The organism is Pseudomonas sp. FW305-7 (assembly GCF_058786735.1).
Genome location: NZ_JBYSZA010000008.1, coordinates 144,310 through 162,178 on the forward strand (window position 1 = coordinate 144,310; position 17,869 = coordinate 162,178).

Below are 17,869 nucleotides of genomic sequence, written 5' to 3' on the forward strand. Positions count from 1 at the left end.
ATGCGGATGTTCGAGGAAGAAAACGCGCAATGGGGGCTGGTGCATGCCCTGGTGCTGGACGGTAAAGGCGGTGCGCGTTCGATAGCCCGGACTGAGCTCGACGATTTGCAGTTGCAGGCGCATGAAAGCCTGTGGCTGCATTGGGATCGCAGTCATCCGCAAACCCAGACCTGGCTGCGCAAATCCAGCGGGCTCAACGAGTTCACCTGCGACCTGCTACTTGAAGAGAACACACGACCACGCCTGTTGCCGCTGCCGGATTCCGAGCTGCTGCTGTTTCTGCGCGGGGTCAATCTCAATCCGGGGGCTGAGCCTGAAGACATGGTCTCGGTGCGGATTTTTGCTTCTGCGCAACGGGTGATTTCCCTGCGTTTGCGTCCGTTGCGTGCCACCGATGAGTTGTTGGCTGACCTGGCGGATGGTAAAGGCCCGAAAACCTCCTCTGAACTCATCCTTTATCTGGCGCAGTTCCTCACCAACAAGGTGCAGGATCTGGTCACTTGCCTCTCGGAAATTGCCGATGAGGAAGAAGAAAAGATGGATGCCGACGAACGGTATACCCCGGAGCACGGCGCCATTTTGCACATCCGTCGCAGGGCGGCCGGACTCAAGCGTTTTCTCGCTCCGCAACGAGACATTTTTGGTCAACTGACGCGGATCAAAATGCCGTGGTTTGTCGATGATGACGCCGATTACTGGAACGAACTGAACAACAGCCTGACCCGCTATCTCGAAGAGCTCGAATTGACCCGAGAGCGCGTGGGGCTTGTGCTGGAGGCCGAAGACCGGCGTTTGAGCGAACGCATGAATCGCACGATGTACCGCTTCGGGATCATCACCTGCATTTTTTTACCGATGAGTTTCATCACCGGCCTGTTGGGTATCAACGTTGGCGGAATTCCATTCTCCAGCAGCCCCTATGGTTTCCTGATCGCCTGTTTGACGGTGCTCGCCCTGGCCTTCGGTCAGTGGTGGTTATTCCGTCGTTTGCGCTGGGTATGAAGATGGCGTATGTGACCCGACCAAATTTGCCCGCGTCTTTCCCAGACATCACGAGAGGTGCGTATGCACGATCCGTTTGAACAGTCTTTACGCGACATGCTCAACGCTTCGCCGTCCAGCCGCGACGACGATGCGTGCCTGGGCCGTGTGCTCAAAACCGCCAACCGCCAGGTCGGTGCCGGCGATCTGTTCAGCCTGCTGGGCCGCTGGCTGCCCGCGTTGATGATCGCCCTGAATAATGGATCGGCGCATGTCTCGCCGGTTTCCCGTCTTCGTAAACCTACCGCTCGCACTGCTGATAAGGCTGATTGAATATGGAACTTGATCTCTGGACTCAGAGCCTCGTCACTGCAATGACTGCGTTGTGGACCAAAGTCGCCAACTTCATCCCGAACCTGTTCGGCGCACTGGTCGTGCTGCTGTTGGGTTTTGTCGTGGCCAAACTGCTCGATACCTTGTTGTCCAAGTTGCTCGCCAAACTGGGCCTCGATCGCCTGATGGGCGGCACCGGGCTGACCAAGTTGATGTCGCGTGCCGGGCTGCAAGTACCGATCTCGACTCTGATCGGCAAGATCGTCTATTGGTTCGTTCTGCTTATTTTCCTGGTTTCTGCAGCAGAGTCCCTTGGACTTGAGCGAGTTTCAGCTACGCTGGATATGCTGGCGTTGTATTTGCCGAAAGTATTCGGCGCCGCGCTGGTGTTGCTGGTAGGTGTTCTGCTCGCGCAACTGGCCAATGGCCTGGTGCGCGGGGCGGCAGAAGGCGTGGGCCTGGACTACGCTTCGGGATTGGGGCGAATTGCACAAGGGCTGGTGATCATCATCAGCATCTCGGTCGCGATCAGTCAGCTTGAGGTCAAGACTGACCTGCTGAACCATGTGATCGTCATCGTATTGATTACCGTTGGTCTGGCGGTTGCGCTGGCCATGGGTTTGGGAAGCCGGGAAATTGCCGGTCAGATTCTCGCGGGAATCTATGTGCGTGAGTTGTATCAGGTTGGGCAACAAGTGCGTGTTGGCGAGGTCGAAGGCCAGATCGAAGAGATCGGCACGGTTAAAACCACATTGCTGACCGATGAGGGTGAGCTAGTCTCTCTTTCCAATCGGATCCTGCTGGAACAGCATGTGAGTAGCCGCTAACCCGGCAAACCCTGCTAATGTATGCCGCCGCAAAATGCCAGCTGAGGCTGGTTGCGGTGGACATTGACCTGACTGTCGGCACGACTTGTTTTGAATAAAGCCCAAACGCTATCCACGCGCTACGACCCCCGCGAACTCTCTGATGAGGAGTTGGTCGCGCGCTCGCATACCGAGCTTTTTCACGTAACGCGCGCTTATGAAGAACTGATGCGGCGTTACCAGCGAACATTATTTAACGTCTGTGCGAGATATCTTGGGAACGATCGCGACGCAGACGATGTCTGTCAGGAAGTCATGTTGAAGGTGCTGTACGGCCTGAAGAACTTCGAGGGCAAATCGAAGTTCAAGACATGGCTATACAGCATCACGTACAACGAATGTATTACGCAGTATCGGAAGGAACGGCGAAAGCGTCGCTTGATGGACGCATTGAGTCTTGACCCCCTTGAGGAAGCGTCCGAAGAAAAGGCGCCAAAACCCGAGGAGAAGGGCGGGCTTGATCGCTGGCTGGTGTATGTGAACCCGATTGACCGCGAAATTCTGGTGCTACGATTTGTCGCAGAACTGGAATTTCAGGAGATCGCAGACATCATGCACATGGGTTTGAGTGCGACAAAAATGCGTTACAAACGTGCTCTAGATAAATTGCGTGAGAAATTTGCAGGCATTGCTGAAACTTAGTTCGGCGCAAATATCTCTTACGTGTAGGCAAGTTCTGATAGACTTGCCGCCGAGTTGTCCCCCGGTTTGCGGGACTGCTTCACAATCACCAGATGGGGATTTAACGGATGAAACTGAAAAACACCTTGGGCTTGGCCATTGGTTCTCTGATTGCCGCCACTTCGTTCGGCGCTCTGGCACAAGGCCAAGGCGCAGTTGAAATCGAAGGCTTCGCAAAGAAAGAACAATTCGACAGCGCTCGTAACTTCAAAAACAACGGCAACCTGTTCGGTGGCTCGATCGGTTACTTCCTGACCGACGACGTTGAACTGCGTCTGGGCTACGACGAAGTACACAACGTTCGTTCCGACGACGGTCGTAACATCAAGGGCGCCAACACCGCTCTGGACGCTCTGTACCACTTCAACAACCCGGGCGACATGCTGCGTCCGTACGTTTCGGCTGGTTTCTCCGATCAGAGCATCGGTCAGAACGGTTCCGGCGGTCGTGACCGCTCCACCTTCGCCAACGTTGGCGCTGGTGCAAAACTGTACTTCACCGAAAACTTCTACGCCCGTGCTGGCGTTGAAGCTCAGTACAACATCGACCAGGGCGACACCGAGTGGGCTCCTAGCGTCGGTATCGGTGTGAACTTCGGTGGCGGCTCCAAGCCTGCTGCTGCTCCAGTTCCAGCACCAGCTGAAGTCTGCTCCGACAGCGACAACGATGGCGTTTGCGACAACGTTGACAAGTGCCCAGACACCCCAGCCAACGTAACTGTTGACGCTGATGGCTGCCCGGCAGTTGCTGAAGTTGTTCGTGTTGAGCTGGACGTGAAGTTCGACTTCGACAAGTCGGTAGTCAAGCCTAACAGCTACGGCGACATCAAAAACCTGGCTGACTTCATGAAGCAGTACCCATCCACCACCACTACTGTTGAAGGTCACACTGACTCCGTCGGTCCTGACGCTTACAACCAGAAACTGTCTGAGCGTCGTGCAAACGCCGTTAAGCAAGTTCTGACCAACCAGTACGGTGTTGAATCGTCCCGCGTTCAGTCTGTTGGCTACGGCGAATCCCGCCCAGTTGCTGACAACAAAACTGAAGCTGGCCGCGCTGTAAACCGTCGCGTAGAAGCGCAGGTTGAAGCTCAAGCTAAGTAATTAGCTGCCGCTACGAGAAAAGCCCGGCTCAGGCCGGGCTTTTCTTTGCCTGCGATTTGGCAAGGCGTATTTGGCGCAGAGTGATACTCGCGCCTCGCGCCGCAGGTCGATGCCCGGCTATAATCGCCGCCTCTTTTCGCCGCCCGAGTCATTGCCGCCCATGTACACCCTGGCCCGTCAGCTGTTGTTCAAACTTTCCCCGGAAACCTCCCACGATCTGTCGCTGGATCTGATCGGCGCGGGTGGGCGTTTGGGCTTAAACGGCTTGCTGTGCAAGGCCCCGGCAAAAATGCCGGTGACCGTGATGGGGCTGGAATTTCCCAACCCGGTGGGGCTGGCGGCCGGTCTGGACAAGAACGGCGCGGCCATCGATGGCTTCGCGCAGCTGGGTTTCGGTTTTGTCGAAATCGGCACCGTGACCCCGCGTCCGCAGCCAGGCAACCCGAAACCACGGATCTTCCGCCTGCCGGAAGCCGAGGCGATCATCAACCGCATGGGTTTCAACAACCTCGGTGTGGATAACCTGCTGGCGCGGGTGGCTGCTGCGAAATACCAAGGCGTGCTGGGCATCAACATCGGCAAGAACTTCGATACCCCGGTTGAGCGCGCGGTTGACGATTACCTGATCTGCCTGGACAAGGTTTACGCCCACGCCAGTTACATCACGGTCAACGTCAGCTCGCCGAACACCCCGGGGCTGCGCAGTCTGCAGTTCGGTGATTCGCTCAAACAATTACTGGCAGACCTGGCCACCCGTCGCGCCGAACTGGCGCTGCGTCACGGCAAGCATGTGCCGCTGGCGATCAAGATTGCCCCGGACATGACTGACGAAGAAACCGCGCAAGTCGCCCAGGCGCTGATCGAAACCGGGATGGACGCGGTGATCGCTACCAACACCACCCTGAGCCGTGTCGGTGTTGAAGGCATGGAACATGGCGACGAGGCGGGCGGTTTGTCTGGCGCGCCAGTGCGTGAGAAGAGCACGAATACCGTGAAGGTGCTGGCGGGTGAACTGGGTGGTCGTCTGCCGATCATCGCGGCGGGCGGCATCACCGAAGGCAAGCACGCGGCCGAGAAAATTCTTGCCGGTGCCAGCCTGGTGCAAATCTACTCTGGCTTCATCTATAAAGGCCCGGCGCTGATTCGTGAGTCGGTAGATGCTATCGCCGCACTGCGTTAATAAGGCGTGAGGCGGGTTGTGGCGAGGGATCAGTGCAATCCGCATCAGGCATAAAAAAGGGCTCCTCGAAGGAGCCCCTGGGCCGTAGCCCGCCGTCCGGGAAGGACGTGCGTGGTTAATGCGTTACAAATTCAGATTGTCGTGTCGGAATAAATGCCCTGTGTCAGCCGACGGCGTGAAGTTCGTTGAGTCTGTGGATTCCCGCAGTGCCGGTCATACCGTCCCAGTTGTCGCCGCGTCCTTCTCGCCAGCCGTTGATCCAGGCTTGGCGTACCGACGGTAGAGTAAATGGGCAAAGCTCACGGGATTTGCCACCAACGCCATATTGATATCCGCGCAAAAATGCTCTTTCCAACGGATCACGCTTAAGTCTTCTCATAGGGTGTTTCCCTCACTTGTTGACTGTTTGTGTCGCGTTGACCTCAACCGAGGTCTGGCAGAAAAACTCTGCCGTGGGCGGCTCGCTGCCGGCGTTGCGAGCCAAGGTGTTGACGCCGTTGGGACGTCAACCTGTGTTCAGTTCTAACCAATGAGTCACACCGAGGGAATGATCGTTTTGTCATAAGGACGTAACGAAAATAGTGCTACAGCCATAAGTAACTTTGGGTTTCATGAATGTTTTTTCAGCAAACCCCGGTATGATCGGCGCCGCACTGGATGATGGGCTTAATTCTTTAGTGAGAATGACCCACGTTTAGACTCAGGTACTATTCGACGAAGGGTCGCTTTAAGACTTTTTGTTGCACCAACTTTTTTCTCTGTCCTTGCATCTAAGCTCCTTTAACCCGAGCAGCGGGGATGGGACGGCACACCTTCGTGCCACGCGGGCGTTCTTGTAGAAAAGCGCCTGATTGAAAACCGGATCGGCAATGCGTTGCCGATTCACTAGCCAAAGGCTCTGGAAAAACCATGTCCGACCGTTTCGAACTCTTCCTCACTTGCCCTAAAGGCCTTGAAGGCCTGCTCATCGAGGAAGCCGTCGGGCTTGGCCTTGAAGAAGCCCGCGAGCACACTTCCGCCGTGCGTGGCATGGCAACCATGGAAACCGCTTATCGCCTGTGCTTGTGGTCGCGTCTGGCCAACCGCGTGTTGCTGGTGCTCAAGCGTTTCCCGATGAAGGACGCTGAAGACCTGTACCACGGCGTGCTCGACGTCGAGTGGCAGGATCACATGCTCAGCGATGGCACCCTGGCCGTCGAATTCAGTGGTCATGGCTCGGGCATCGACAACACCCACTTCGGCGCCTTGAAGGTCAAGGATGCCATCGTCGACAAGCTGCGCACCCCGCAAGGCGATCGCCCAAGCATCGACAAGCTCAATCCGGATCTGCGCATTCACCTGCGTCTGGATCGCGGCGAAGCGATTCTGTCCCTCGACCTCTCCGGCCACAGCCTGCACCAGCGTGGCTATCGCTTGCAGCAGGGCGCTGCGCCGCTGAAGGAAAACCTCGCGGCAGCGATTCTGATCCGCTCCGGCTGGCCGCGCATTGCCGCCGAAGGTGGCGCGCTGGCTGACCCGATGTGCGGTGTTGGTACGTTCCTCGTCGAAGCGGGCATGATCGCCGCCGACATGGCGCCGAACCTGCGTCGCGAGCAGTGGGGCTTCACCGCTTGGCTCGGTCACGTGCCGGCGCTGTGGAAAAAACTTCACGAAGAGGCTTCCCAGCGCGCCGCTGCCGGTCTGGCCAAGCCGCCGCTGTGGATCCGTGGTTACGAAGCCGACCCGCGCCTGATTCAGCCGGGCCGCAACAACGTTGAACGTGCCGGTCTGAGCGAGTGGATCAAGATCTACCAGGGCGAAGTCGCGACCTTCGAGCCGCGCCCGGACCAGAACCAGAAAGGTCTGGTGATCTGCAACCCACCGTACGGCGAGCGTCTGGGTGACGAAGCCAGCCTGTTGTACCTCTACCAGAACCTCGGCGAGCGCCTGCGTCAGGCCTGCCTGAACTGGGAAGCGGCGGTATTCACCGGCGCGCCGGATCTGGGCAAGCGCATGGGCATCCGCAGCCACAAACAGTATTCGTTCTGGAACGGCGCGTTGCCGTGCAAGCTGCTGTTGATCAAAGTGCTGCCGGATCAGTTCGTCACCGGCGAGCGTCGTACCCCGGAGCAGCGTCAGGCCGAGCGTGAGCAAGCGGCTTACGATCAGACTCCGGACGAGCCGCAAGAGCGCAAGTTCAACAAGAACGGCAACCCGATCAAACCGACGCCGGCCCCGGCGCCAGTGATCGAGCAGCCGCGCTTGAGCGAAGGCGGGCAGATGTTTGCCAATCGCCTGCAAAAGAATCTCAAGGCGATGGGCAAGTGGGTCAAGCGCGAAGGCATCGATTGCTACCGCGTCTACGATGCCGACATGCCGGAATATGCGATGGCGATCGATCTGTACCACGACTGGGTGCACGTTCAGGAATACGCCGCACCGAAGTCCATCGACCCGGAAAAAGCCTCGGCGCGCATGTTTGACGCCCTGGCGGCGATTCCGCAGGCGTTGAACGTCGACAAGAGCCGCGTAGTGGTCAAGCGCCGCGAGCGCCAGAGTGGCACCAAGCAGTACGAGCGTCAGGCCGCGCAAGGCAAGTTCAATGAAGTCAGCGAGGGCGGCGTGAAGTTGCTGGTCAACCTCACCGATTACCTCGACACCGGTCTGTTCCTCGATCACCGGCCGATGCGCATGCGTATTCAGAAAGAGGCCGCCGGCAAACGCTTCCTCAATCTGTTCTGCTACACCGCGACGGCCAGTGTGCATGCGGCCAAGGGCGGCGCGCGCAGCACCACCAGCGTCGACCTGTCGAAAACCTACCTCGACTGGGCGCGCCGCAACCTGTCGTTGAACGGCTACTCCGACAAGAACCGTCTGGAGCAGGGCGACGTGATGGCGTGGCTGGAGAGCAGTCGTGACGAATACGACCTGATCTTCATCGATCCGCCGACCTTCTCCAACTCCAAGCGCATGGAAGGCATCTTCGACGTGCAGCGTGATCAGGTGCAGTTGATCGACCTGGCCATGGCGCGTCTGGCTCCGGGTGGCGTGCTGTACTTCTCCAACAACTTCCGCAAGTTCCAGTTGGAGGAAAACCTCGCCGAGCGTTATGCGGTCGAGGAAATCAGCGCGCAGACCATCGATCCGGATTTCGCGCGCAACACCAAGATCCACCGCGCCTGGAAAATCACGGCTCGTTGACACTCGGCAAAGTTGGATCCACAGAGCCTTGATTTTTAACGGCTCTTGGATCCGATCAGCGCTAGCCAAATTAATGGCTAATAGCTATAACTCACTCATGGCCAATGGGGGTATCCCCGAAATGCTGCTGTGGTGAGTTGCCCTTATGTCGTTGCACCCCGTGCGCCCGAAGATTCTGGGTTTTATCAGCGAAGAAGTCTCGGCCTGGCTGGTCGCGATGCTGGTATTGCTCGCCGGCGGGATTCTCACGGGGCTGCTCGCCTGGGCCACCTTCAATCAGTTTGAGCAGCAATTGCGTCAGCGCTTTCAACTGCTGGCCAATGAGCGTTACAGCCGCATCGAAGAACGCTTCCAGGATCAGGAGCAACGCCTCGACGGCTTGCGCCGCTTCTTCGCCAACTCCGAATCGGTGTCCCGCGCCGAATTCGATGGCTACACCCAACCTTTATTACTGCGTACCCAGGCCTATTCGTTTGCCCTGCGGGTCAGTGCTGCCGAGCGCGGCGCTTTTGAACAGCGCGTGCGAGAGGAAGGGCTGAGCACCTTTACCATTCGCGAACTCAATGCGCAGGGCGAGCTGCAACTGGCCGGCGTGCGTGATGAATATGTGCCCGTGCTGTTCAGCCAGACGCAAAGTCGCCTCGGCTCGCCTTTGGGCTATGACTTGCTGGCGCAACCGCTGCGTCGGGACACCCTCCAGCGTGCAGACAAGCTTGGTGGTCTGGCGGTGTCGCAACCGATGCATCTGGTGAGTATCGAGCCGTCCTACGCGCGCGGGGTGCTATTGGTTGCACCAGTGATGCGGGCTGGCCAGCAACAGTCGTTCGGCTACGTGATGGCGGTGATCAGCATGCGCCAGCTGCTGGCCGATGGCTTGCCGGATGCGTTTCATGACTACTTGTCCGTGCGCATTCTTGACCTGTCGACCAATGATCAGCATGAAGTGTTGTTCGAATCCACCAACGAGCCCGCGCTCAGTGATCTGGCGGCGACGCGGCTGGTGCGCATGGCCGATCACGACTATCAGGTCGATATCCTGCCCAGCGAAGCTTTTATGCAGGCCAATCACTCGTCGGTGGGCAGCGTGATCATTCTTGGCGGCTTGCTGAGTCTGCTGCTCAGCGCGTTGCTCTATGTGCTGGTCAGCCAGCGCCAGCGCGCCTTGCGCCTGGTCGAATTGCGCACGCAGGAACTGCACGAGCGTGAGCAGGAGTTGCGCGGCACCCACGGTCAATTGCGCGGGGTGCTGAATGCCGCGACTCAAGTCGCGATCATCGCCACCGATTTGCGCGGGGTGATCAATACTTTCAACCCCGGCGCCGAACAGATGCTCGGCTACAGCAGTGCCGACGTCGTCGGCCACATGACCCTGGAAAACCTGCACTTGCCAAGGGAGTTGAGCGCACGTTCTACGGAATTGAGTGCGCGGTACGGCAAGAGCATCCCGACCTGCCACGCGATGCTGGTCGAGGGCGGTGAAGTCGGCGGTCACGAGGCTCGCGAGTGGACGCTGGTACGCAGCGATGGCAGCCACCTGCCAGTGAACATGCTCGCCACTCCGGTCCTCGATGAGCAGGGCCTGTGGGTAGGCCATCTGGCGATCTGTATCGACATCACCGAGCGCAAGCGCGTCCACGAGGCCCTGGCGGCGCGGGACGTGCTGCTGAAGAAACTCAGTGCTCACGTGCCTGGTGGCATCTACCAGTTCAAGATGGAATTCGACGGGCGCTTCAGCGTGATCTACGCCAGCGACGGCATCCGCGAGATCTACGAGCTGGAGCCGGACGTGCTGCTGCTCGACGCCGAGGCGATCTTTTCTCGCATCCACCCACAGGACATCACCCGCGTGCGCACCTCGATTCGCGCCTCGGCGGACAACCTCAGCCCGTGGCGCGAGGAATACCGCGTGCAATTGCCCGAGCGCGGGCTGCGCTGGGTGCGTGGTGAGGCGACGCCGGAAGAGCTGCCCGGCGGCGGTGTGCTGTGGCATGGCTATATTTCGGATATTTCCGATCTGAAGCGGGTCGAGGAAGAACTTCGTGCGCTGTCAGTGACTGATTCGCTGACCGGTATTCACAACCGCCGCTATTTTCAGGAGCGCCTGACCACGGAAATGGCCCGGGTCGAGCGTGGCGGCGGGGAGTTGTCGGTGATCATGCTCGACATCGACCACTTCAAACGTATCAACGACCAGTACGGCCATGCCGTGGGCGACCGGGTGCTGCAAGCCGTGTGCGAGCGCATCGGCCATCGGCTGCGCCGTACCGATGTGTTTTGTCGTCTGGGCGGCGAGGAGTTCATGGTGCTGTGCCCGGACATCGACGGCGAACACGCGTACATGCTCGCGGTGGAGTTGTGGCAGGGGCTGCGCAGTGCGCCGGTGGATGTGGTCGGCGTGGTGACTGCGAGTTTCGGTATCGCCAGTTGGCGACCGGGGGAGGGCGCGGATTCGCTGCTGCTGCGCGCCGACTCGGGCGTGTACGCAGCCAAGCAGGGCGGGCGCGATCGGGTTGAGCAGATGAGCTGACATTCAATACACCACAAACCTGTGGGAGCTGGCTTGCCAGCGATAGCGTCATTTCAGTCAGCATCTTCGGTGACTGACATAGCGCTATCGCTGGCAAGCCAGCTCCCACAGGGTTTTGTGGAGTTGCTTGAACCGCGTTACAGAACCGAAGCTGTCTGCGCCAGTTTCGGCTGCTTATACAGATCCAGCAGCACCTGATCCAGCACCGACGACGCCCCAAACGGCGCCTTGTCATTGAGGATCGCCACCACCGCCCAGGTGTTGCCATTCACATCACGGCTGAAACCGGCGATCGCGCGCACGGTGTTCAGGGTGCCGGTCTTGACGTGAGCTTCGCCGCGCATCGCGGTGGTCTTCAGGCGTTTGCGCATGGTGCCGTCGGTGCCGGCAATCGGCAGCGAGCTGATGTATTCGGCGGCGTACGGGCTGTGCCAGGCGGCTTGCAGCATGCTGGCCATCTCACGGGCGCTGACGCGTTCGGCGCGGGACAGGCCGGAGCCGTTCTCCATCACCAGATGCGGCGCGGTAATGCCTTTGCGTGCCAGCCACTGACGTACCACTCGCTGCGCGGCCTTGGCGTCGTCACCGTCGGCATCGTTGCGGAATTTCTGACCGAGGCTCAGGAACAGCTGCTGGGCCATGGTGTTGTTACTGTATTTGTTGATGTCGCGGATGATCTCGGCCAGATCCGGCGAGTAGGCGCGGGCCAGCAGTTTGGCGTTGCTCGGGGTCGAGGCGAGACGATCCTTGCCCTGGATGCTGCCACCCAGTTCCTTCCAGATCGCCCGAACGGCGCCAGCGGTGTAGGTCGCGTGGTCGAGCAGCGACAGGTACGTCTGCGAGCTGCAGCCATCGCCCAACTGGCCGGCGACGGTGACGGTCATGCTGCCGTCGGCTTGCGCCACCGGGTTGTAGCGCACGCCGCCGGTGCATTGTTTGGAGTTCAACGCCTTGACGGTGTTTTCGATGCGGATGTTGGCAATCGGCGGTTCTACCGAGATCAACACCCGACCACCGTCGTTACGCGCGACAAAACGCAGAGCCTTGAGGTTGACCAGCAGCGAATCCGGTTTGACCAGGAACGGTTTGTTCTCGTCGTTGCCGTCGTCATTGAATTCCGGCAGTTGCGGCTGCACGAAGAAGCTGCGGTCCAGCACCAGATCACCGGTGATCTGGGTCACGCCGTTGGCGCGCAGGTCGCGCATCAGCAGCCAGAGTTTTTCCATGTTCAGCTTTGGATCGCCGCCACCCTTGAGGTAGAGGTTGCCGTTGAGGATGCCGCCGCTCAGGTCGCCATCGGTGTAGAACTCGGTTTTCCACTGATGGTTGGGACCGAGCATCTCCAGCGCCGCATAGGTGGTGACCAGTTTCATGGTCGAGGCCGGGTTGACCGATACGTCGGCGTTGTACACGGTCGCGGTGCCCGGGCCATCCAGCGGCACCATCACCAGCGACAGGGCAGTCGGCTGCAGCTTGCTCGCCTTGAGGGCTTTTTCGACGTTGGGGGTGAGAGAAGTATTGATGGTGGCAGCGGAGACAGGCAGGGCCAGTGGAAGAAGAAGGCCGGCCAGAAAAAGTGGACGCAACGATTTGATCATAAGAAATAAAACCCTGCAAAAGAGGGGAAAAATAACGAGGACATGGATGAAAAAGCCCTCAGTGGTCACGAAAGTGTCGGCATTATGCCCCAAGGTGTAACCGCTTGTGCCGTCCCCGGGGTGGCTAATCCGTGATTTTTTTACAGGCGGTCGGCTGCGCAGTCCAGAGAATCGGGCAATTGACCGCTTAAACTGGTAAAGTGCCGGCCGTTATTACTTAAGAGGATTGTTCCAATGGCGACTAACCGTTCCCAGCGTCTGCGCAAAAAACTGTGCGTTGATGAATTTCAAGAGCTGGGTTTCGAACTGAACCTGGACTTCAAAGAAGACTTGTCCGAAGAAGCCATTGACGCTTTCCTCGAAGCCTTCATCAAAGAAGCCATGGAAGCCAACGGTCTGGGTTATGTAGGCGGCGACGACTTCGGTCTGGTTTGCCTGCAGAAGCGTGGCTCGGTCAACGAAGAGCAGCGCGCTGCCGTTGAAGCCTGGCTGAAAAACCGTTCCGAGCTGACCAAGGCTGAAATCAGCCCGCTGCTGGACGTTTGGTATCCGGAAAAGCCGATCAACGCGGCTAAGTGATACTGAAAAAAACGGCGACCTGAGGGTCGCCGTTTTTTTATGCCTGCGCTTTACGCCAGTTCAGAATCACCAGCGTCAAAACCCCCGCGACAATCCCCCAGAACGCCGAACCAATCGAAAACAGCGTCAACCCCGACGCCGTGACCATAAAGGTAATCAGCGCCGCTTCGCGTTCCTTCACTTCGGTCATGGCAATGCTCAAGCCATTGATGATCGAACCAAACAGCGCCAATGCGGCAATCGACAGCACCAGTTCCTTCGGCAACGCGGCGAACAACGCCGCCAATGTGGCGCCGAACACCCCGGCAATCCCGTAGAAAATCCCGCACCACACCGCTGCGGTGTAACGTTTGTTGCGGTCTTCATGGGCGTGCGGCCCGGTACAGATGGCTGCGCTGATGGCCGCGAGGTTGATGCCGTGGGATCCGAACGGCGCCAGTAACAGCGAGGCGATGCCGGTGGTGGTGATCAGCGGCGATGCCGGCACGTTATAGCCGTCGGCGCGCAGGACGGCGATGCCGGGCATGTTCTGCGAGGTCATCGCCACCACGAACAACGGGATGCCGATGCTGATGGTCGCTGCCAGCGAGAAATGCGGAGTAGTCCACACGGGTGTCGCCACCTCCAAGTGGAAACCGCTGAAATCCAGCAGGCCCATAAAGCCCGACAGCGCGGTGCCGATCAGTAGTGCAGCGAGCACGGCATAGCGTGGCGACAGGCGTTTGACCAGCAGATAAGTGAAGAACATCCCCAGCACCAGAGCGGTGCGGTGTTGCGCGGCGACGAAAATTTCACTGCCGATCTTGAACAGAATCCCCGCCAATAATGCCGCCGCCAGCGATGCCGGGATCTTCTTCACCAAGCGTTCGAAACTGCCGGTCAGCCCGCAGATCGTCACCAGCACGGCGCAGGTGATGTAGGCGCCGATGGCTTCGCCGTAACTGACGCCGCCAAGACTGGTGATCAGCAACGCCGCGCCGGGCGTCGACCAGGCGATGGTGATGGGTGTGCGATAGCGCAGCGACAGGCCGATCGAGCACACCGCCATGCCGATCGAAATCGCCCAGATCCACGAGGAAATCTGCCCGCTGGTCAGGCCCGCCGCTTGCCCGGCCTGGAACATCAGCACCAGTGAACTGGTGTAGCCGGTCATCATCGCAATGAAACCGGCGACGATGGCCGAAGGCGATGTGTCGGAAAAGGGACGCAGTTGAGTGTGCGTGGCGTCGTTCATGACGGCGGTGTTCCTTATACCAATGAAGATTCCCGCCATAACGCCAACCCTTGTAGGAGTGAGCCTGCTCGCGATTGCAGTGTGTCACCCACGTCATTGCCGAATGACACACCGCATTCGCGAGCAGGCTCACTCCTACAGGGAATTGTGCGCTGAAGGCGGATTCTGTGATCAAGCCTAAACTCAATCGTAACGGATCGTTGCAATACAGCCGTGGTCACAAACAGCCATACAGTCGTGTTGCCACCATCCATTGTGTACAATCGCGCTGTTTTTTACGCGATACTTGCCAGCGACCTACTGTGCCGTATTACAGTCACGGTCTATTCGCCGCAGTTCTTCCGACTCGAGTGCCCATGAACGAACAGTTGCAACCCCTCAAGAAACAACCGCGAGCAGGCAAAGCCGGCCGCAGCGGAACCCAGGACGATATTGTCTACGCGCATATCTTCGAGGCCATCCTCGAGCAGCGTCTGGCGCCCGGCACCAAGTTGAGCGAAGAAGCGCTGGGGGAAATTTTCGGGGTCAGCCGCACCATCATTCGCCGCGCCTTGTCGCGTCTGGCCCATGAGGGCGTCGTGCTGTTGCGGCCGAACCGTGGCGCCGTCGTCGCCAGCCCGAGCGTTGAAGAAGCACGCCAGGTGTTCATGGCCCGCCGTCTGGTCGAGCGCGCGATCACTGAACTGGCCGTGCTGCACGCCACTGCCGAACAGATTGCCGAACTGCGGCAGATGGTCAACGATGAGCGCGACAGTTTCTCGCGTGGTGATCGTGGCGCCGGTATTCGCCTGTCGGGTGAATTTCACCTGAAGCTCGCTGAAGCGGCAAAAAACGCCCCGCTGATCAGCTTCCAGCGCAGCCTGGTCTCGCAAACTTCGCTGATCATTGCCCAGTATGAAAGCGGCAACCGTTCGCATTGCTCCTATGACGAGCACACCCAGTTGATCGACGCGATCGAAAAGCGCGACGGCGAACTGGCAGTGAATCTGATGATGCACCACATGGATCACATCGACAGCAAGCTCAACCTCGATGAGGAAGGCGCGTCCGATGATCTGCATGCGGTGTTCTCGCATCTGTTGCAGACCAAGAAGCCGGGGCGTCCTGCGGCGAAACTCTAAGTCAGACCGAGTTGGCCCAATCGCTGGCAAGCCAGCTCCCACAGGATGTGTGGTGTAGTGCAAATGGGTAAACACCACAAAAAACTGTGGGAGCTGGCTTGCCAGCGATAGCGATCTGACAGGCAATAAAAATCCCCCAGGCTGAAAAGCTCTGGGGGATTTTTTATGCCTGCCTGATCGTTCCCACGCGGAGCGTGGGAACGATCATGTGTCGGGAAAAACTCAGCGCTGATGCACCAACGCACCCGCCGCATACGTCTGTTGCACCGTGCGGTCATCCCCCAGCGTCATCAACACAAACAACGTCTCGGCAATGTTATTCGCCTGTTTCAGGCGATAGCTAAGCAACGGCGTGGCGTTGTAATCCAGCACCAGGAAGTCGGCATCCGAGCCCGGTTGCAGATTGCCGATCTTGTCCTCCAGACGCAGCGCCCGTGCACCGCCCAGCGTCGCCAGATACAGCGACTTGAACGGACTCAGGCGCGCACCCTGCAACTGCATCACTTTGTAAGCTTCGTTCAAGGTTTGCAGCAGCGAGAAACTGGTACCGCCACCAACGTCTGTACCCAGACCCACGTTCAGCTTGTGCTTCTCGGCCATCGGCAGATTGAACAAGCCGCTGCCGAGGAAGAAGTTCGAAGTCGGGCAAAACGAGATCGCCGAGCCGGTTTCCGCCAGACGCGCACATTCGTCGTCGCACAGGTGCACGCCGTGGGCGAAGACCGAGCGCTCGCCGAGCAACTTGTAGTGGTCGTAAACGTCGAGGTAGCCCTTGCGCTCCGGGAACAGCTCCTTGACCCACTCGATTTCCTTGAGGTTTTCGCTGATGTGGGTCTGCATGTACAGATCCGGGTATTCGGTCAGCAGTTGCCCGGCGAGGGTCAGTTGTTCCGGGGTGCTGGTCGGGGCGAAACGCGGGGTGACCGCATAGTGCAGGCGGCCCTTGCCGTGCCAGCGCTCGATCAGCGCCTTGCTCTCGACGTAGCTGGATTCTGCGGTGTCGGTCAGGTAGTCCGGGGCGTTGCGGTCCATCATCACCTTGCCGGCGATCATCCGCAGATCGAGCTTTTCGGCTGCCTCAAAGAACGAGTTCACCGACTGCGGGTGCACGCTGCCGAACACCAGCGCAGTGGTAGTGCCGTTGCGCAGCAGTTCCTTGATGAAAATATCCGCGACATCGTCGGCGTGCGCCTTGTCACCGAACTGGCTTTCGCACGGGAAGGTGTAGGTGTTCAGCCAGTCGAGCAGTTGCTCGCCATAGGCACCGACCATGCCGGTTTGCGGCAGGTGAATGTGCGTGTCAATGAAGCCCGGGGTGATCAGCGCGTCTTTGTAGTGCTCGATTTCGATGTCCGCCGGCAGGGTCGGCAGCAAATCACTGGCGTGGCCGAGGGCGCTGATCTTGCCGCCATCGACCACCAGCAGGCCATCCTCGAAATATTCGTAGGAGGCTTCGATTCCGACTTCGGCAGGGTCGGCAATGCTGTGCAGGATGGCGGCGCGGTAGGCTTTGCGAGTCAGAGGCATGAGGGTTCTCTAATCAATTTGAGGCTTTGAGTTTGGCGGCTTCACTGCGGCGCGAAACGGGCAGCAGTTTGGCAATCGGTTCGGCGCTGGCAGTCTGCTGGCCGAAATTGGCGTTATAGGTGGCGATGATTTCGCCGGCGATGGAGATGGCGATTTCCACAGGCAATTTGCCTTTGACTTCGCTGATGCCCATCGGGCAGCGCATGCGTTGCACGACGCTGGCGTCGAAGCCGCGATCACGCAGACGGTGTTCGAATTTGGCGCGTTTGGTCTTCGAGCCGATCAGGCCGAACCAGGTGAAATCGTTGCGCTTGAGGATGGCGGCGGTCAGCTCTAGATCCAGCTGATGGTTGTGGGTCATGACGATGCAGTAGCTGCCGGCGGGCAGGTCATCAATTTCATCCACAGGCTCCTCGGCGACGATTTTACGCACGCCGTGAGGAATCTGTTCGGGGAATTCCTCTTCCCGCGAATCGATCCAGCGCACCCGGCAGGGCAGGCCGGCAAGCAGCGGTACCAAGGCGCGGCCGACATGGCCGGCGCCGAACACGGCAATCTGCGCCTGCACCTGGCCCATCGGTTCGAACAGCAACACGGTGGCGCCGCCGCAGCACTGGCCCAGACTGGCGCCGAGACTGAAGCGCTCCAGATGGGTGTCCTGCTTGCCGCTGGCGAGCATCTCGCGAGCGATCTGCATGGCTTTGTATTCCAGATGCCCGCCACCGATGGTGTCGAAGGTCTGTTTCGCGCTGACGACCATTTTCGAGCCGGCATTACGCGGGGTCGAGCCGAGTTCTTCGATGATCGTCACCAGCACACAGGGTTCGCCCTGGTTCTGCAGGTCGGCGAGGGCGTCGATCCAGTTGTACATAGTTCACCCCTACAACATCGTTATCTGTTCGGGCCTCATCGCTGGCAAGCCAGCTCCCACAGGATTTGCGGTGTAACGCATATCGGAT

At 59.0% G+C, this 17,869-nt stretch carries 15 protein-coding genes; 10 read left to right on the plus strand and 5 right to left on the minus strand.

Annotation, left to right across the window (positions count from 1 at the left end):
- The first annotated feature begins 6 nt into the window (after positions 1–6).
- From AC3WMT_RS12835 to AC3WMT_RS12860, 6 genes are all read left to right on the plus strand, one after another.
- Positions 7–1,002: a zinc transporter ZntB gene (locus tag AC3WMT_RS12835; RefSeq protein WP_103303879.1), complete on the plus strand. Its 996-nt coding sequence runs from the start codon at positions 7–9 to the stop codon at positions 1,000–1,002.
- Between the two features lie 63 nt (positions 1,003–1,065).
- Positions 1,066–1,314, plus strand: coding sequence for a hypothetical protein (locus AC3WMT_RS12840; RefSeq protein ID WP_008076827.1), 249 nt, complete (start codon positions 1,066–1,068; stop codon positions 1,312–1,314).
- A gap of 2 nt (positions 1,315–1,316) precedes the next feature.
- On the plus strand, positions 1,317–2,141 hold the full coding sequence (locus tag AC3WMT_RS12845; RefSeq protein ID WP_007916401.1) for a mechanosensitive ion channel family protein: 825 nt from the start codon (positions 1,317–1,319) through the stop codon (positions 2,139–2,141).
- 90 nt (positions 2,142–2,231) lie between these two features.
- Positions 2,232–2,822, plus strand: a complete 591-nt coding sequence (sigX, locus tag AC3WMT_RS12850) for an RNA polymerase sigma factor SigX (protein ID WP_011333251.1) — start codon at positions 2,232–2,234, stop codon at positions 2,820–2,822.
- A gap of 107 nt (positions 2,823–2,929) precedes the next feature.
- On the plus strand, positions 2,930–3,964 hold the full coding sequence (locus tag AC3WMT_RS12855) for an OmpA family protein (RefSeq protein WP_103303880.1): 1,035 nt from the start codon (positions 2,930–2,932) through the stop codon (positions 3,962–3,964).
- A 160-nt stretch (positions 3,965–4,124) separates the two neighbouring features.
- On the plus strand, positions 4,125–5,144 hold the full coding sequence (locus tag AC3WMT_RS12860) for a quinone-dependent dihydroorotate dehydrogenase (RefSeq protein ID WP_103303881.1): 1,020 nt from the start codon (positions 4,125–4,127) through the stop codon (positions 5,142–5,144).
- A 163-nt stretch (positions 5,145–5,307) separates the two neighbouring features.
- On the opposite strand, the gene rmf is transcribed toward AC3WMT_RS12860, so the two are convergent.
- Positions 5,308–5,523, minus strand: a complete 216-nt coding sequence (gene rmf / locus AC3WMT_RS12865; protein WP_003223300.1) for a ribosome modulation factor — start codon at positions 5,521–5,523, stop codon at positions 5,308–5,310.
- A gap of 530 nt (positions 5,524–6,053) precedes the next feature.
- Here rmf and rlmKL point away from each other — a divergent pair.
- Together rlmKL and AC3WMT_RS12875 are read left to right on the plus strand one after the other, a co-directional pair.
- Positions 6,054–8,324 carry a bifunctional 23S rRNA (guanine(2069)-N(7))-methyltransferase RlmK/23S rRNA (guanine(2445)-N(2))-methyltransferase RlmL gene (rlmKL, locus tag AC3WMT_RS12870; protein ID WP_103303882.1) on the plus strand — a complete coding sequence of 757 codons (2,271 nt, stop codon included), beginning with the start codon at positions 6,054–6,056 and terminating at the stop codon, positions 8,322–8,324.
- Positions 8,325–8,469: 145 nt separating this feature from the next.
- On the plus strand, positions 8,470–10,851 hold the full coding sequence (locus tag AC3WMT_RS12875; RefSeq protein WP_103303883.1) for a sensor domain-containing diguanylate cyclase: 2,382 nt from the start codon (positions 8,470–8,472) through the stop codon (positions 10,849–10,851).
- A 137-nt stretch (positions 10,852–10,988) separates the two neighbouring features.
- Here the strand turns inward: AC3WMT_RS12875 and dacB are convergent, their stop codons facing one another.
- Positions 10,989–12,449 (minus strand): D-alanyl-D-alanine carboxypeptidase/D-alanyl-D-alanine endopeptidase, encoded by a 1,461-nt coding sequence (gene dacB / locus AC3WMT_RS12880; RefSeq protein WP_103303884.1) that lies wholly within the window; start codon positions 12,447–12,449, stop codon positions 10,989–10,991.
- A gap of 234 nt (positions 12,450–12,683) precedes the next feature.
- On the opposite strand from dacB, the gene AC3WMT_RS12885 reads away from it, so the two are divergent.
- Positions 12,684–13,028: a YggL family protein gene (locus AC3WMT_RS12885; protein WP_095189455.1), complete on the plus strand. Its 345-nt coding sequence runs from the start codon at positions 12,684–12,686 to the stop codon at positions 13,026–13,028.
- Positions 13,029–13,065: 37 nt separating this feature from the next.
- Here AC3WMT_RS12885 and AC3WMT_RS12890 read toward each other — a convergent pair whose 3' ends face one another.
- Positions 13,066–14,262 (minus strand): benzoate/H(+) symporter BenE family transporter, encoded by a 1,197-nt coding sequence (locus AC3WMT_RS12890; RefSeq protein WP_103303885.1) that lies wholly within the window; start codon positions 14,260–14,262, stop codon positions 13,066–13,068.
- Between the two features lie 356 nt (positions 14,263–14,618).
- Between AC3WMT_RS12890 and AC3WMT_RS12895 the strand changes: the two genes are divergently transcribed.
- A complete protein-coding gene (locus AC3WMT_RS12895; protein ID WP_103303886.1) occupies positions 14,619–15,383 on the plus strand; it encodes a GntR family transcriptional regulator in 765 nt (254 codons plus the stop codon).
- A 222-nt stretch (positions 15,384–15,605) separates the two neighbouring features.
- Here AC3WMT_RS12895 and guaD read toward each other — a convergent pair whose 3' ends face one another.
- A complete protein-coding gene (gene guaD / locus AC3WMT_RS12900) occupies positions 15,606–16,910 on the minus strand; it encodes a guanine deaminase (protein ID WP_103303887.1) in 1,305 nt (434 codons plus the stop codon).
- Between the two features lie 13 nt (positions 16,911–16,923).
- Positions 16,924–17,781: a xanthine dehydrogenase accessory protein XdhC gene (gene xdhC / locus AC3WMT_RS12905; protein WP_103303888.1), complete on the minus strand. Its 858-nt coding sequence runs from the start codon at positions 17,779–17,781 to the stop codon at positions 16,924–16,926.
- Between the last annotated feature and the right edge of the window lie 88 nt (positions 17,782–17,869).